Annotated in this window: 16 protein-coding genes and 1 pseudogene; 8 read left to right on the top strand and 9 right to left on the bottom strand. The window is 71.5% G+C overall.

The genetic code is table 11. The annotated features are described in order from the left end of the window. The 4 genes and pseudogenes from mltG to IE317_RS39625 form a co-directional block, all read left to right on the top strand. A partial coding sequence (gene mltG / locus IE317_RS39640) for an endolytic transglycosylase MltG (protein WP_373309229.1) occupies nucleotides 1–1,415 on the top strand: 1,415 nt, incomplete at its 5' end. A 16-nt stretch (nucleotides 1,416–1,431) separates the two neighbouring features. Continuing rightward, a complete protein-coding gene (locus IE317_RS39635; protein WP_229903162.1) occupies nucleotides 1,432–2,259 on the top strand; it encodes a shikimate dehydrogenase in 828 nt (275 codons plus the stop codon). A 57-nt stretch (nucleotides 2,260–2,316) separates the two neighbouring features. After that, nucleotides 2,317–2,898, top strand: a pseudogene (locus IE317_RS39630) (GrpB family protein); the annotation flags it as partial. Nucleotides 2,899–2,971: 73 nt separating this feature from the next. Then, entirely contained in the window at nucleotides 2,972–3,184 is a 213-nt protein-coding gene (locus IE317_RS39625) for a hypothetical protein (RefSeq protein WP_229903158.1), read from the top strand. 24 nt (nucleotides 3,185–3,208) lie between these two features. On the opposite strand, the gene IE317_RS39620 is transcribed toward IE317_RS39625, so the two are convergent. Genes IE317_RS39620 through IE317_RS39610 form a run of 3 tightly spaced genes read right to left on the bottom strand, consistent with a single transcriptional unit; the run spans nucleotide 3,209 to nucleotide 5,594 of the window. Next, nucleotides 3,209–3,868, bottom strand: coding sequence for a TetR/AcrR family transcriptional regulator (locus tag IE317_RS39620; protein ID WP_191316506.1), 660 nt, complete (start codon nucleotides 3,866–3,868; stop codon nucleotides 3,209–3,211). A 19-nt stretch (nucleotides 3,869–3,887) separates the two neighbouring features. After that, complete coding sequence (locus tag IE317_RS39615) at nucleotides 3,888–4,301, bottom strand: hypothetical protein (protein WP_191316505.1); 414 nt, start codon at nucleotides 4,299–4,301, stop codon at nucleotides 3,888–3,890. A 57-nt stretch (nucleotides 4,302–4,358) separates the two neighbouring features. Next, complete coding sequence (locus IE317_RS39610) at nucleotides 4,359–5,594, bottom strand: alpha/beta hydrolase (protein ID WP_191316504.1); 1,236 nt, start codon at nucleotides 5,592–5,594, stop codon at nucleotides 4,359–4,361. 59 nt (nucleotides 5,595–5,653) lie between these two features. Between IE317_RS39610 and IE317_RS39605 the strand changes: the two genes are divergently transcribed. Both IE317_RS39605 and IE317_RS39600 read left to right on the top strand, forming a co-directional pair. Beyond that, complete coding sequence (locus IE317_RS39605; RefSeq protein WP_191316503.1) at nucleotides 5,654–6,193, top strand: helix-turn-helix domain-containing protein; 540 nt, start codon at nucleotides 5,654–5,656, stop codon at nucleotides 6,191–6,193. Between the two features lie 21 nt (nucleotides 6,194–6,214). Next, nucleotides 6,215–7,147, top strand: coding sequence for a D-2-hydroxyacid dehydrogenase family protein (locus IE317_RS39600; protein ID WP_191316502.1), 933 nt, complete (start codon nucleotides 6,215–6,217; stop codon nucleotides 7,145–7,147). Nucleotides 7,148–7,348: 201 nt separating this feature from the next. On the opposite strand, the gene IE317_RS45230 is transcribed toward IE317_RS39600, so the two are convergent. From IE317_RS45230 to IE317_RS39575, 5 genes are all read right to left on the bottom strand, one after another. Further along, on the bottom strand, nucleotides 7,349–8,143 hold the full coding sequence (locus IE317_RS45230) for an alpha/beta hydrolase (protein WP_268246959.1): 795 nt from the start codon (nucleotides 8,141–8,143) through the stop codon (nucleotides 7,349–7,351). Nucleotides 8,144–8,824: 681 nt separating this feature from the next. Beyond that, nucleotides 8,825–9,640, bottom strand: a complete 816-nt coding sequence (locus IE317_RS39590; RefSeq protein ID WP_191316501.1) for a serine hydrolase domain-containing protein — start codon at nucleotides 9,638–9,640, stop codon at nucleotides 8,825–8,827. A gap of 73 nt (nucleotides 9,641–9,713) precedes the next feature. Next, entirely contained in the window at nucleotides 9,714–9,980 is a 267-nt protein-coding gene (locus IE317_RS39585; protein ID WP_191316500.1) for an HPr family phosphocarrier protein, read from the bottom strand. 41 nt (nucleotides 9,981–10,021) lie between these two features. Beyond that, on the bottom strand, nucleotides 10,022–11,254 hold the full coding sequence (locus IE317_RS39580; RefSeq protein ID WP_191316499.1) for a PTS transporter subunit EIIC: 1,233 nt from the start codon (nucleotides 11,252–11,254) through the stop codon (nucleotides 10,022–10,024). Further along, nucleotides 11,251–12,039 (bottom strand): GntR family transcriptional regulator, encoded by a 789-nt coding sequence (locus tag IE317_RS39575; RefSeq protein ID WP_191316498.1) that lies wholly within the window; start codon nucleotides 12,037–12,039, stop codon nucleotides 11,251–11,253. The genes IE317_RS39580 and IE317_RS39575 overlap by 4 nt, the downstream gene beginning before the upstream one ends. 92 nt (nucleotides 12,040–12,131) lie before the next feature. Here IE317_RS39575 and IE317_RS39570 point away from each other — a divergent pair, with 92 nt between their 5' ends. Next, nucleotides 12,132–12,521: a PTS glucose/sucrose transporter subunit IIB gene (locus IE317_RS39570; RefSeq protein ID WP_308443422.1), complete on the top strand. Its 390-nt coding sequence runs from the start codon at nucleotides 12,132–12,134 to the stop codon at nucleotides 12,519–12,521. Beyond that, nucleotides 12,518–12,973, top strand: coding sequence for a PTS sugar transporter subunit IIA (locus IE317_RS39565; RefSeq protein WP_191316497.1), 456 nt, complete (start codon nucleotides 12,518–12,520; stop codon nucleotides 12,971–12,973). Before IE317_RS39570 ends, IE317_RS39565 begins: the two co-directional genes overlap by 4 nt. A gap of 70 nt (nucleotides 12,974–13,043) precedes the next feature. On the opposite strand, the gene IE317_RS39560 is transcribed toward IE317_RS39565, so the two are convergent. Further along, nucleotides 13,044–13,481, bottom strand: a complete 438-nt coding sequence (locus tag IE317_RS39560) for a QcrA and Rieske domain-containing protein (RefSeq protein WP_191316496.1) — start codon at nucleotides 13,479–13,481, stop codon at nucleotides 13,044–13,046.

Raw genomic sequence — 13,481 nt, 5'->3', positions numbered from 1 at the left:
GGCGGCCCGGCCAGCCGGGTGACCGCTCCGCAGGCGTGCCCGAACCCGGCGCCGAGCCGCGCCGCCGCCCGCCCGCCTCGCCCGTGCGCGAGGAGCCGGTGACCGACGTCCTGCCCGCGCTGGCTCCGTCGCCCCCTGCCGAGTCGCCGCGTGCGCCGCAGGAGGAGTCCGAGCTCTTCGCCGAAGACGACGAGTACGCGGACTACGACGAGTACGGCGACTACGAGGACTACGACGAGTCGGAGTACGACGAGGAGTACGACGACTACGACGAAGAGCCCGGACGGCCGCGGAAGAAGAAGGGCAAGCGCGCCCTCGGCTGGATCGCCGCGATCGCGGTGATCGCCCTGCTCGCGGGCGGTGCCTGGTACGGCTTCAACAAGTTCTTCGGCTACGAGGACTTCGACGGGGCCGGCACCGACGATGTGGTGTTCCAGGTCGACGACGGCGACACGACGTCGGCGATCGGCGCGAAGCTCGCCAGCGCGGGCGTGGTCGCCAGCACCAAGGCGTTCGTCAAGGCGGGCGAGGGCAACCCCAAGCTCGCCCGGGTCCAGCACGGCTTCTACGTCATGAAGTCGCACATGTCCGGGGCCAGCGCGGTCGACCGGATCACCGACGCGGCCGCCCGCGTCGGCCAGCTGGAGATCCGGCCGTACACGCAGTTCGACGACATCACCCAGCCCGACGGCAAGGTCACGCCCGGCGTGTACAGCCTGATGGCGAAGGCGTCCTGCGCGCAGCTCAACGGCAAGAGCACCTGCGTCTCGGCGGACGACCTGCGCAAGGCCGTCGACGCGGCGGACCTCAAGCAGCTCGGCGTGCCGGACTGGGCGATCGAGCCCGCGAACAAGGCCGACCGCAAGGACCGCAGGCTGGAGGGCCTGATCGCGCCCGGCGTCTACGACGTCAAGCCCGGGTCCACCGCGCAGGAGATCCTCACGCAGCTGGTGCGCAGCTCGGCCGAGGCGATCCAGAACGCCGGGCTGACCCCGCAGTCGGCCGGTCCCGAGATGACGCCGTACCAGACGCTGATCATCGCCTCGATCATCGAACGCGAGGCGGTGAAGGCCGACTTCGGCAAGCTCTCGCGGGTCATCTACAACCGGCTGAAGATCAACATGCGGCTGCAGATGGACTCGACCGTCAACTACGTGCTGGACCGGCCGACGCTGCTGACCGACGAAGGCGAGCGGGCGAAGTCCGGTGCCTACAACACCTACAAGAACACCGGGCTGCCGCCGACGCCCATCGCGGTGGCGAGCGTGGACGCGATCAAGGCCGCGGTGAAGCCGCCGGACGGCGACTGGGTGTACTTCGTCAAGTGCGAGAAGAACGGCTTGTCCTGCTTCGCGGTCACCAACGACGAGCACAACCGCAACCGCGACCTGGCCCGGCAACGCGGTGTCATCTGAACCCCGCAAGGCCGCCGTGCTCGGGAAGCCGGTGGCGCACTCGCTGTCCCCGGTGCTGCACGGCGCCGCGTTCGCCGCGCTCGGCCTGACCGGCTGGACCTACGAGCGGATCGAGACGAGCGCCGAGGAGCTGCCGGCCCTGGTCGGCGGCCTCGGCCCGGAGTGGGCCGGGGTTTCGGTCACCATGCCGGGCAAGCGCGCGGCACTGGACCACGCGGACGAGGTGACGCCGCGCGCGGCCGCCGTCGGCGCGGCCAACACGCTGGTCCGCACCGCGCGGGGCTGGCTCGCGGACTGCACTGACGTCGAGGGTGTCACCGGCGCGCTGCGTGCCGCGGGCGGCTACGAGCCGTCCCCGGCGGACACCGCGGTGGTGCTCGGCGCGGGCGGCACCGCGGCGGCGGCGGTCGTCGGCCTCGCCTCGCTCGGTGTCCGGCAGGTGCGGCTGGTCGTGCGCGAACCCGCCCGGGCCGGCGAAACCCTCGACGCGGCGAAGCGGGCCGCGCTCGACGTCGACGTCCTGCGCTGGGCCGACACGGACTTCGCGGCCCTGGGGTCCGCGGCGGTGCTGGTGAACACCGTCCCGCCGGACGCGGTCGGGGCGCACGCGGCCGAGCTCGCGGAGGTCGAGCACGTCCTCGACGTCATCTACCACCCGTGGCCGACACCGCTGGCCGAAGCGGTCGCGGCGCGCGGCGGCCGGCTGGCGACCGGGCTGGACATGCTGCTGCACCAGGCGTTCGGCCAGGCCGAGCACTTCACCGGCCGCCCGGCCCCGCGGGCGGCGATGCGCGACGCGCTGCGCGAAGCGACCGGGAACCTGCTGCCGCTGCCGATCGAATAAATCGGTTGCGTGCGTTGATAATCTGGTCGACTGCCTTACTGAAGGGGGTCTACCGGAATGACCAGTCAAGACGCGTTGAGCGACGAAGAGGTCCAGAGTGCGTGGGTCGGCGAAGCACCGAAGCTGAACTCGACCGTCACGCTCGCGGACTACGACCCGGAGTGGCCGCGGCTCTTCGAACGGGAAGCCGAGCGGATCCGGGGGGTGCTGGGGGAGCGGGTGCTCGTGCTGGAGCACGTCGGCTCGACGTCGGTACCCGGCCTGTGCGCCAAGCCGATCGTCGACATCCTGCTGGAGGTCCCCGATTCCGGCGACGAGGACGCCTACGTCCCGGACCTGGAGGCGGCGGGCTACCGGCTCGTCATCCGGGAGCCGGACTGGGAGAAGCACCGCTGCTTCAAGGGCCCGGACACGAACATCAACCTGCACGTCTACTCGCCGGGCAACGGCCAGACCCCGCGCTACCGCCTCTTCCGCGACCGCCTGCGCTCGCACCCGGAGGAGCTGGAGCTGTATGCGGCGAAGAAGCGAGAGCTGGCCGCGAAGACGTGGAAGTACATCCAGCACTACGCCGACGCCAAGACGGAGGTGGTCGAGGAAATCCTCGAACGCGCCCGCGCGGCGCAGCGGGACGGGTTTGAAACCGGGTGATACCGGGCACTCATCCCGCGGTTCTCACTTTCGCGGAACTTTACTGAACTGGGGTGGGTGAATGTCGTCTTTCCGAGTGAAGCCGTCCAAACCCGTGGCGATCTTCGGGGCCGTCTTCGGTGTGGCAATCCTGGTGTTCGGGTTCGTCAACGCGAACAAGTCCGGGGGTTTCATCTGGTTGTGGCTGATTGCCGGGGTGGCGATCATCGGTTTCAACCTGTGGGCCGCGTTCAGCAAGAACGGGGCCACCGAGGTGATTTCCCGCAAGGAATGACGAGCCGGGAAAAGGCCGTGGGGTTCATTCCCGCTTGGCCAGTTCCCGGATCAGGTCGGCGATCTCCCGGCTGACGGGCCGGAACACCCGCAGCCGGGAGAGCGCGGCCAGCCGGGCCAGCAGCGGGACGCTGCGCTCCACCAGCAGCCGGCTGCGTTTCGTGCCGGCCGAGCGATCGTGGACCCAGAACAGCACCACGCCCATCTGGAACAGCCAGAGCAATTCCGGCAGCTGTTTCCGCAGCTCCGGGTCGAGCTTGACGTCGGAGCCCTCGACGACCTCGCGCATGAGGCCGATCGATGCCTCGCGGGCGGGCGCGGAGTCGGCGCTGAACGGGCTCAGCGGCGACTCCGGGTCGGCCGCGTTGACGAAGAACTGCGTGCCGAAGCGGTGGTAGGGCTCGGCGACGTCGAGCCAGCACAGCAGCACGGCCTTCAGCCGGGCCGCGAAGCCGGTTTCGCCGTCCAGCAGCCGCCGGGCCGTCGCCAGGTGCTGCCCGGCCATCTCGTCGTAGAAGCCCTGGATCAGCTGTTCCTTGGACGAGAAGTAGTAGTAGGCGTTCCCGACGGAGACGCCCGCCTCGGCGGCGATCGCGCGCATCGTCGTGCGGTCGTAGCCGTTCTCGGTGAACAGCCGCATCGCGGTCGTGACGATCAGGGACCGCGTTTCCTCGCTCTTGGCCACGCACTGCACGTTAGCGCCGTCAGGGAGCCGGGAAGGGCGGGGCCTGCGGCACGCCCGGGTGGGCGAGCGGCACCGGGGCCGGCTTCGGGGCCAGGTGGCGGCGCCGGATGCCGTTGAACACCAGCACGTTGAACAGGTGCATGACGCCGAGCACCAGCGCGACCGTGCCGATCTTGACCGACAGCATCTCGAAGACGTCCCGGGCGCTGACCACGAAGCTGCTGCTGGTCAGGAAGAGCGTCACGAAGCCGAGGCTGACCAGGTAGAACCCGACGACCAGCAGCTGGTTGACGGCGTTGGCCAGGCCGGGGCTGTCGGCGAAGACCTCGGTGAGGAAGGTGCGGCCGTGCTTGCTCAGCGTCCGGGCCACGAGGACGGTCAGCGGGATGCTGATCAGCAGGTAGAGCGCGTACGCGAGGACTATCGGGTCCATGGTTCCTCCAGTTTTGAACGTGTTCAAGACTGACGGTAGCGCGGTTTTTGAACACGTTCAAGAAATCCAGTCCGCGACGTCGGTCACCACGGCCGGATCGACGTGCTGAGGTGCCTCGTAGGCGGCGGGGGTGGACGGCCCTTCGCCGCGGAAGAAGAGGTGGTCGTCGGCCTCATGGACGCGGATGGTGACGTCGGACCGCCGGGCCAGGCCCGCCCGCCAGCGCGCGAGGTCGCCGGTCACCGTCACCTGGTAGTCCCGGCCGCCCTGCAGGATGAGTATCGGCTTGTCCAGCGCGGCGGCGGTGGCGACCGGGTCGTAGTCGCGCAGGTCCAGCCAGTACGAGGCGGGCCAGCCGAACAGCAGGTCCGCCGCCGGCGACAGGCCGGGGCTTTCGACCAGCGCCGCCTGCCGCGCGACCGACTCGGCCACCGCCGTGGTGGCCGGACCGGGGTCCAGTTCGGCCAGGTAGCGGGCGACCCGGACGGCCGCCTGCGGCAGCGGCAGCGTGTCACCGGCCAGGCTGATCACCCCGGCGATCGACGGCTCGGCGGCCGCGACCCGCGGCGCCGCCTTGCCGCCGCCGCTGAGCCCCAGGACGAACACCCGCGCCGGGTCCACGTCCGGCCGCTCCTGCAGCAGGCGGACGGCGGCGGTCGCGTGCGGCACGTACTCGTCGGCCATCGTGAAGCCGGGTGCGGAACCGGTTTCCGGGTGGACGTGGGTCACCTTGTCGAACCGGGCCACCGCGACGCCCCGGGAAGCCAGCCCCCACGCCAGGTCCCTGAACGGCTTGTTGGGCCCGGTCGTCAGGTCGCGGTCGGCGGGCCCCGACGCCAGCAGCACCAGCCCCGGCCACGGGCCCCGCCCCCGGGGAACGGTGAGCGTGCCGGGTACCGAGAGCGGGCCGGTGCCGACGGTGACCTCGTGCTCGGTGAACCGGTCCGGCTCGGCGTAGGGCGGTGGCTCCCAGGACGTGGCGGACGGCGGCGCGAGCCGCAGGCCGTGCAGCAGGCCGGCGTCGTCCACCGACATGATCACCGTGAGGCCCCCGCGCTCGCAGGTCACCGGCACGCTCACCCGGACCAGTCCCGCCGCGGGCGGCTCGCTCACCGGGGTGCCGACCGCGCGGACCGGCCCGGTTTTCGCGATCTCCGTCTCCCAGCCCACCCGGAGCGTCCCCGCCGACGCCGCCGCCCGCAGCCGCGGCGCGAACCGCTCCTCGACCTCCGTGAAGCGCCCCGCCGCCGTCAGGTCGACGACCGCCCGGGCGACCACTGCTGTGTCCGTCATTTCCGACCCCCACCGTTCTCGTGTTTTGCAAACGGTATCACTTAATGAGAACATTGAGCGTGGACACTTTGGAACTCCTGGGCCACCCGGTGCGGCTGCGGATCGTGCACGCCCTGCGCGGCGAACGGACCCTCACCACCGCCCAGCTCGGCGCGCTCCTGCCGGACGTCTCGAAAGCCATGCTCTACCGGCACGTCGACCTGCTCGCCGCCGCCGAGGTCCTGGAGGTGGCCGAGGAACGCCGGGTCCGCGGCGCGGTCGAGCGCCACTACCGGTTGCGCCGGGACCGGGCGTCGGTCGACCCCGGCACGGTCGCGGCGATGTCGGCCGAGGACCACCGGCGCGGGTTCGCCGTGGCGGTCGCCACCCTGGTCGCCGAGTTCAACGCCTACCTCGACCGCGACGACGCCGACCCCTCGGCCGACCCGGTCGGCTACCAGCAGCACGCGGTCTGGCTGACCCGGGACGAGCTGCTCGCCCTGGTCGGCGAACTGCGGGCCGCGATCCTCCCGCGGCTGGCCAACCCGGCCACCCCCGACCGCACGCGGTACCTGCTCAGCCCCATCCTCTTCCCCGGGGAGCCGCCCGCCGCCGGGTGAGGCAGCCACTACGGTGAGGCCATGCGGATCGCGATTCTCGACGACTACCAGAACGTCGCCCTCACCTTCGGGGACTGGGACTCGCTGAAGGCCGACATCACGGTCTTCACCGAACCCCTCACGGACGTCGTCAAGCAGCTGCAGGGCTTCGATTGCGTCGTCGCGATGCGCGAGCGCACCCGGTTCCCGGCCGAGGTGCTCGGCGCCCTTCCCGATCTGAAGCTGCTGGTCAGCACGGGCAAGCGGAACGCGGCCATCGACGTGGCCGCCGCGCGGCGGGGCGGCATCGTCGTGTCCGCCACCGGCTACATCGGGGAGCCGACCGCCGAGCACACCTGGGCGCTGATCCTGGCCGCGTCGCGGAACCTGCCGCAGGAGTTCCGGTCCATGCGCGAGGGCGGCTGGCAGACCGGCGTCGGCACCATGCTGCACGGCAAGACGCTCGGCCTGCTCGGCCTCGGCAGGCTCGGCGCCGGCGCGGCGAAGATCGGCCAGGTCTTCGGGATGGAGACCATCGCCTGGAGCCAGAACCTGACGCAGGAGAAGGCGGACCCGCACGGCGTCACCGCGGTGACCAAGGACGAGCTCTTCGCGCGCTCGGACGTGCTGTCCGTCCACTTGGTCCTCAGTGAGCGCACCCGCGGCCTGGTCGGCGCGGCCGAACTCGCCGCGATGAAGCCGACGGCGTTGCTGGTGAACACCTCGCGCGGCCCGATCGTCGACGAAGCCGCGCTGGTGGACGCGTTGCGGCGCAAGGAGATCCGCGCCGCCGCGCTGGACGTCTACGACACCGAGCCGTTCCCCGCCGACCATCCACTGCGGACACTCGACAACGCGGTCCTGACGCCGCACATCGGCTTCGTCACCCGGGAGGTCTACGAGATCTTCTACGGCGACGCGGTCGAGGACATCGCCGCCTACCAGGCGGGATCGCCGATCCGCGTCATGGAGTGAAGAAGGCGTGCGGCCCGCCGGGGCCCGAGGTCCCCGCACCGGCCCTGCGGCGGGCCTGCACCCTTCGATGACACCACCCGTGCCCGGCCGTGGGCAGGGTCTTTGGACCCTGCCGGCGGGGTCCGTTCGGCTGAACCCCCTGCCGCGGCTGGTCGTGAGTGAGAAACAGTGTTCCAACCCGGTTTCCCACTCACGAGGGGGTCAGGGGAACGGCAGGGTGTCCGGTGGGCAGGTGGTCCCGGGCGCCGGGGCGGCCAGGTCCGTCAGGTACCGCACCACGGCCGCCGAAGCGCACGCGCTCGGGGCGTCGAGCGAGGTGTGGCCGTAGCCGTCGACGACGAGCACCCGGCCGTCGCCCAGTTCCGCCGCAGTCGCCTCGGCGTTGTGCAGGGGTGTCGCCGGGTCGAACCGGTTGTTCAGCACCAGGACCGGGTTCGTCCGCGGCCGGTTCCACGGCCCGGTGTACCGGTCTTCGTCGCGCGCCGGCCAGCCGACGCACTGCGCCATCGAATAGACCGCGCTCAGCCCGAAATACGGCTGGCGCGCGCTTTCCCGGGCGGCGAGGGCGGCGTAGTCCCCAGGGGACTGCGGGTTGTCGCTGTCGACGCACTGGACGGCCAGGAACCCGGGGGAGTGCGCCGGCACGGCCGGGTCGAGCACCGGCACCGCCGGCCCGGGGTCCGCCGGCATCGCGGCGAGGGTCTGCGCGAGCCGCTTCCACCGGCCGGACTGGTACAGCGCGCTGCCGACCGTCTTCATCAGGGAAGCCACCTCCGGCCCCCGGGACGCGCGGGCGAAGATCCCGGCGAACTTCTGCTTCGGGTCGCCCGCGGAGAAGGCGCACTTCGGCCCGGCCGCGGCGCACACCGCGAAGAACTGGTCCAGCTCCTGCTGCTGGGCCCCGGCGACGTCGGCCCGCACGTCCACCGGCTGCTGCTCCTGCCCCGGCTTCCCGGTGGCGTTGGCGACCAGGTCCAGCGTGCCGTCGAGAGTCATCGCGCGGACCCGGTCCGGGAACAGGTTCGCGTACGTGCCGCCCAGGTACGTGCCGTAGGGAGTAGCCGTAGAAGTTCAGCGAGGCGTCCCCGACGGCCTGGCGCAGCAGCTCCAGATCGCGGGCCACGTTCGCCGTCGAGAGGTGGCTCAGCAGGGCCCCCGAGGCCGCGCAGGCCCGGCCCGTCGCGGCGCTCGCGGCGAAGAACGCGTCCGGGTCCCGCAGCGGCGACCCGGCCGGCGGCAGGTGGTCCGCGCCCGGGCAGCTGATCGGCGCCGACCCGCCGATCCCGCGCGGGTCGAAGCTCACCAGGTCGAACCGGGCCCGCAGCTCCGGCGGGTAGCGGGCGGCGAACCGGGTCAGCTCGCCGACGCCGTCCGTGCCGGGGCCGCCGAAGTTGAAGAACAGCGAGCCGAGCCGCCGTCCCGGGTCGGTCGCCGGCAGCCGGATCACCGACAGCGTGATCGTGGCGCCCTTCGGGTCGCGGTAACTCAGTGGCACCGCCGCGCCCGCGCACTGGAACGACCCGTGGCAGGGCGCCCAGTGCAGCACCGGGACCGCGGCGCCGTTCGTGCCGAGCGCCCGGGGAGCCGCGGGTGCCGGCGGGGACGACGTCGGCGCGGGCGCCGCCCGGGGTGCGCTGCAGGCGGTGAGCAGCAGGAGAGCGGCGAGGAAAGCCCGCTTCACGCGCCGAGGTCCGCCAGGACGGCGTCGGTGTAGCGCGGCCAGACCTCGGCGGCCCACGGGCCGAACGCCCGGTCGGTCAGTGCGACGCAGGCCGCGCCCGCGTCCGGGTCGACCCAGAGGAACGTGCCCGACTGGCCGAAGTGGCCGAACGTCCGCGGCGAGCTCCGCGCACCGGTCCAGTGCGGGCTCTTGTGGTCGCGGATTTCGAAGCCGAGGCCCCAGTCGTTGGGCTTCTGGTGCCCGAACCCGGGGAGCACGCCGGACAGGCCGGGGAACACGACGTCCGTCGCCGCGGCCACGGTGGCCGGGTCCAGCAGCTTCGGAGCCTGCAGTTCGGCGGCGAAGGCGACCAGGTCGTCCACAGTGGACACCGCGCCGGACGCGGGCGAGCCGTCGAGGGCCGTCGAAGTCATGCCGAGCGGGGTGAACAGCGCTTCGGCCTGGTACTGCGCGAAGGGGATGCCGGAGTGCTCGGCCAGCGCGTCGGCCAGCTGCTCGAACCCGGCGTTGGAGTAGAGCCGCCGCGTGCCCGGCGCGGCCATCGCCTTGTGCGCGTCGAAGGCGAGCCCGGAGGTGTGGGCCAGCAGGTGCCGCACGGTCGAGCCCTCGGGCCCGGCCGGGGTGTCGAGCTCGACCACGCCTTCCTCGACCGCGATGAGCGCGGCGTAGGCGGTCAGCGGCTTGGAGACCGAGGCCAGCCGGAACTTCCGCGCGGTGTCGCCGTGGCGGCCCAGGACGCTCCCGTCCGCCGCCACCACGGCCGTCGCGGCGTCGTCCACCGGCCACTCGTCGATCAGGCGCACGCTCTCCATGCGCCCACCCTACGAAACGAAGGCCCCCGCACCGGTGTCGGGGACCGGTGCGGGGGCCTTCGCGGGGTGTTCGTCAGGCGTCGAGGTCGGTGGCGACGAGCTGGGCGACCGCTTCCACGGCCTGCTCGGCGCCGTCGCCCTCGGCGCTGATGATGACCTCGTCACCGTAGCCGGCGGCCAGCGTCATCAGGTTGAGCACGCTGCCGGCGGCCACCGGGTCCCCGCCGGCCTTGGCGATCTGCACCGCGACGGGCTGCGCCGCGGCCGCCTTCGCCACCAGCGCGGCCGGCCGGGCGTGCAGCCCCACCTTGCTGGCCACGGCGACGCGTTTCTCCGGCATGTTCGTCCTCTCGCTCAACAGGTACTACGTCGGTGGGGATGTTACTTCGCGGAAGTCCGCTCGAGGTCCGCCTCGATCGAGTCGTCCTCACGACCCGGCGTGCGCAGGTTCCACTTCGTGATGACGATCCGGAACACGAAGTAGTAGATCACCGCCAGGACCAGGCCGATCGGGATGAGCAGCCACGCCTTGTGCGCGGTGTCCAGGCTCGAGTTGAGCGCGAAGTCGATCGCGCCGCCGGAGAACGAGAAGCCGAGCTTGATGCCCAGGGCGTTCACCACGGCGAGGGTGAGGCCGGTCATGATCGCGTGGAAGATGTACAGCGGCCACGCCACGAACATGAACGAGAACTCGATCGGCTCGGTGACACCGGTGATGAACGAGGTCAGCGCGGCCGCGATCATCACACCGCCGACGACCTTCTTCTGCGCCGGGCGGGCGGTCTGCCAAATCGCCAGCGCGGCGGCGGGCAGGGCGAACATGAACACCGGGAAGAAGCCGGTCATGAACGTGCCCGAGCCCTGCACGTGGTTGAAGAAGTTGGTCAGGTCGCCGCCGCCGAAGATGAACCACACCGGGACGTTGAGCAGCTGGTGCAGACCGACCGGGATGAGCAGGCGGTTCAGGAAGCCGTAGATCCCGCCACCGACGACCGGGGAGCCGACGACGACTTCGCCGATGTTGTGGATGCCCGCGTCGACCCACTTGAAGACGATGCCGAAGACGACACCGAGGATGATCATCGCGAACGCGGTGACGATCGGCACGAACCGGCGGCCGCCGAAGAAGGCCAGCCAGGCGGGCAGCTTGATCCGGTAGAAGCGCTGCCACAGCAGGGCCGCGACGATGCCGGAGACGATGCCGGTCAGGACGCTGTAGGGCCAGTGGATCGGGGCCAGGTCCCAGCCGGGCTTGTAGCCTTCCTGGCTCTTGATCGGGGCGATGGCCTGGATGACCTTGTTGAACACGACCCAGCCGACGGCCGCGGCGACCGCCGTGGAGCCGTCACCCTTGCGGGCGAAGCCGACCGCGATACCGATCGCGAACAGCAGCGGGAGCCAGTCGAAGAGGCCACTGCCCGCCGCACCGATGACATCGGCGACCTTGTCCCAGCCCAGGCCGTCCGCCCCGAGGACGTCCGGCTGGCCCAGCCGGCTGAGCAAGCCGGCCGCCGGGAGGGTGGCGATGGGAAGCATGAGGCTGCGGCCGAAGCGCTGAAGACCGGCGAGGCCTCCGCCGCTCTTCTTCGCCCCCTCCGCGGTGGTGGTGCTCATCTGGTTCCTCCATAGTGGGGTGGTTGACCGGGCTCCGGGGTGTTCCGGTCCAACTGCATGGTCACCTGGTAGTGGTCTCCCCGGTACCAGGACGTGATGTCTTCGATGGGGTCGCCGTTCGCGCTGGAGACCCGCCGGAACACGAGCAGCGGGCTGCCGGCACGCATGCCGAGCAGCCGGGCCGTCTCGCGGTCCGCGCCTTCGGCCCAGACCGTCTGCCACGCCCGGTCGGGACGCACACCGTACGTCTCGGCCAGCTGCGCGTAGATGGACTGGGTCAGGTCGAGCCCGAGCAGGCCGGGGGCCCGGCCCGCGTGGTACCAGCCACGTTCGACGGCCAGTGGCACGCCGTCGGCGTGGCGCAGGCGCACCAGGTGGTGCGCGGACGCGCCCTCGGCCAGGCCGAGGGCGTGCGCCGAGGCGGTGGGCGGCACCTCGGTGGCCGCCGAGACCACCTCGGTCGTCGGGGTCAGCCCCCGCCTCCGCATGTCGTCGGTGAACGACATCAGGTAGAGCTGCAGCTCCATCCGCCGGGCCGCGGTGAAGGTACCCTTGCCGCGGACCCGGGCGAGCAGGCCTTCCTCGACCAGCTTGCCGATCGCCGACCGGACCGTGAGCCGCGACACGCCGTAGCGCTGGGCCAGCTCGCGTTCCGACGGGATCGGCGCACCCGGCGGGAGCTCGCGCTCCACCGTGCGGCGGAGGATTTCCCGCAGCTGGGCGTGCTTGGGCGTGGGCCCGTTGACAACCTTGTCGGGCGGCGGGACGTGCGCGGCCGCGCTCATCGGCGTCACCCTCCTCGTTCTCACGTCACCGGGGACCGGTGCTCGCGTCCGGCCCGGAACATTGGTACGTTCCGGTCTAGACCAATGATCTGATGGGGCAGGATGCTCCGCCGTGCGGACGGGTGTCAACCACCGTTATCCGTTCGTGGCCCGCGGCGGGGTGCATGCCGACGATCGGCGTAGTACAGGTGGACACGCGGTTCGCGTCAGGTTGGGAACAAACAGCGATCAAGGAGACCGCGATGGCGGATGACAGGCCCGAAAAGATCCTGGCGGCACTCGGTGGCGCGGGCAATCTCACCGAGGTCGAGGGCTGCATCACGCGGCTGCGCTGCGAGGTCGAGGACATGAGCCTCGTCGACGAGGGTGCGCTCAAGAAGGCCGGCGCGATGGGCGTGGTCAAGATGGGGTCGACGGCCCTGCAGGTGATCGTCGGGCCGGAGGCGGACACGATCGCCAGCGACATCGAGGACCTGCTGTGAGCTTCGACATCCTCAGCCCGGTCGCCGGGCGCGTGGTGCCGATCACCGAGGTCCCCGACCCGGTGTTCGCGCAGGCCATGGTGGGTCCGGGCATCGCGGTGCAGCCCGCGGGCGGCCGGTCGGACGCGGTCGCGCCGGTCGACGGCACGGTGGCGACGCTGCACCCGCACGCCTACGTCATCGCGACCGAAGACGGCAAGGCCGTGCTGGTCCACCTGGGCATCGACACGGTCAAGGAAAAGGGCGAGGGCTTCACGCTGCACGTCGTCAAGGGCGAGCAGGTGCGGGCCGGCCAGCCGGTCGTCAGCTGGGACCCGGAGGCGGTGACCGCGGCGGGCTACTCGGCGATCGTCCCGGTCGTCGCGCTGGACGCCTCGGCGGAGGTTTTGTCCGGTTTGGACACCGAGCGCGAGGTCGCCGCCGGCGACCGGCTGTTCTCCTGGGACGCCTGAGTTCTCCCCGGCGCGCGAACGGGCCCTTGTGGATCATCGTCCACAAGGGCCCGTTCGTGCGCCCGGCTCGTCAGCCGGTCACGACCTTCCCGTTCTCGACCTTGACCGGCACCGACGGCAGCGGCTTGTTCGCCGGGCCCTGCTTGACCTCGCCGGTGAGGGCGTTGAACACCGAACCGTGGCACGGGCAGACCAGGTCGGCGCCCTTCGGCGTGACGGTGCAGCCCTGGTGCGTGCACACGGCGCTGAACGCGGCGCAGGCCGATTCGGACGTCCGGGCCACGATCACGTCGGAACCGTCCGGGGCCTTCGCGGCCTTCGCCTGCCCGACCGGGACCTCGGCGAGCGCGACCAGCGGCGTCCCGGCGGCGATCGGGGCCTGCGCGGTGCCGGACTTGCCGTTCGAATCCGACGAGCAGGCGGTGAGGGCGACGGCGCCGACGGCGGCACCGGCGACGGCGGCACCGGTGGTCAGGACGGTGCGGCGGGAGTGCAGTTCGGCTGTCAT

Origin of the sequence: Amycolatopsis bullii (genome assembly GCF_014654205.1) — a bacterium.
In the GTDB taxonomy this organism is placed as follows: Bacteria; Actinomycetota; Actinomycetes; order Mycobacteriales; family Pseudonocardiaceae; genus Amycolatopsis; species Amycolatopsis plumensis.
Note: the sequence above shows the minus strand (reverse complement) of the source record. Positions and strands in the feature narration are given on the sequence as shown.

What these genes read in the sequence shown, in the direction of transcription:
- IE317_RS39625 (WP_229903158.1), top strand. Translation starts at nt 2,972, where the DNA reads ATGTCGTCTTTCCGAGTGAAGCCGTCCAAACCCGTGGCGATCTTCGGG.
- IE317_RS39615 (WP_191316505.1), bottom strand. Translation starts at nt 4,301, where the DNA reads ATGGACCCGATAGTCCTCGCGTACGCGCTCTACCTGCTGATCAGCATC.
- IE317_RS39610 (WP_191316504.1), bottom strand. Translation starts at nt 5,594, where the DNA reads ATGACGGACACAGCAGTGGTCGCCCGGGCGGTCGTCGACCTGACGGCG.
- IE317_RS39600 (WP_191316502.1), top strand. Translation starts at nt 6,215, where the DNA reads ATGCGGATCGCGATTCTCGACGACTACCAGAACGTCGCCCTCACCTTC.
- IE317_RS45230 (WP_268246959.1), bottom strand. Translation starts at nt 8,143, where the DNA reads ATGACTCTCGACGGCACGCTGGACCTGGTCGCCAACGCCACCGGGAAG.
- IE317_RS39590 (WP_191316501.1), bottom strand. Translation starts at nt 9,640, where the DNA reads ATGGAGAGCGTGCGCCTGATCGACGAGTGGCCGGTGGACGACGCCGCG.
- IE317_RS39585 (WP_191316500.1), bottom strand. Translation starts at nt 9,980, where the DNA reads ATGCCGGAGAAACGCGTCGCCGTGGCCAGCAAGGTGGGGCTGCACGCC.
- IE317_RS39580 (WP_191316499.1), bottom strand. Translation starts at nt 11,254, where the DNA reads ATGAGCACCACCACCGCGGAGGGGGCGAAGAAGAGCGGCGGAGGCCTC.
- IE317_RS39575 (WP_191316498.1), bottom strand. Translation starts at nt 12,039, where the DNA reads ATGAGCGCGGCCGCGCACGTCCCGCCGCCCGACAAGGTTGTCAACGGG.
- IE317_RS39570 (WP_308443422.1), top strand. Translation starts at nt 12,132, where the DNA reads ATGGGGCAGGATGCTCCGCCGTGCGGACGGGTGTCAACCACCGTTATC.
- IE317_RS39560 (WP_191316496.1), bottom strand. Translation starts at nt 13,481, where the DNA reads ATGACAGCCGAACTGCACTCCCGCCGCACCGTCCTGACCACCGGTGCC.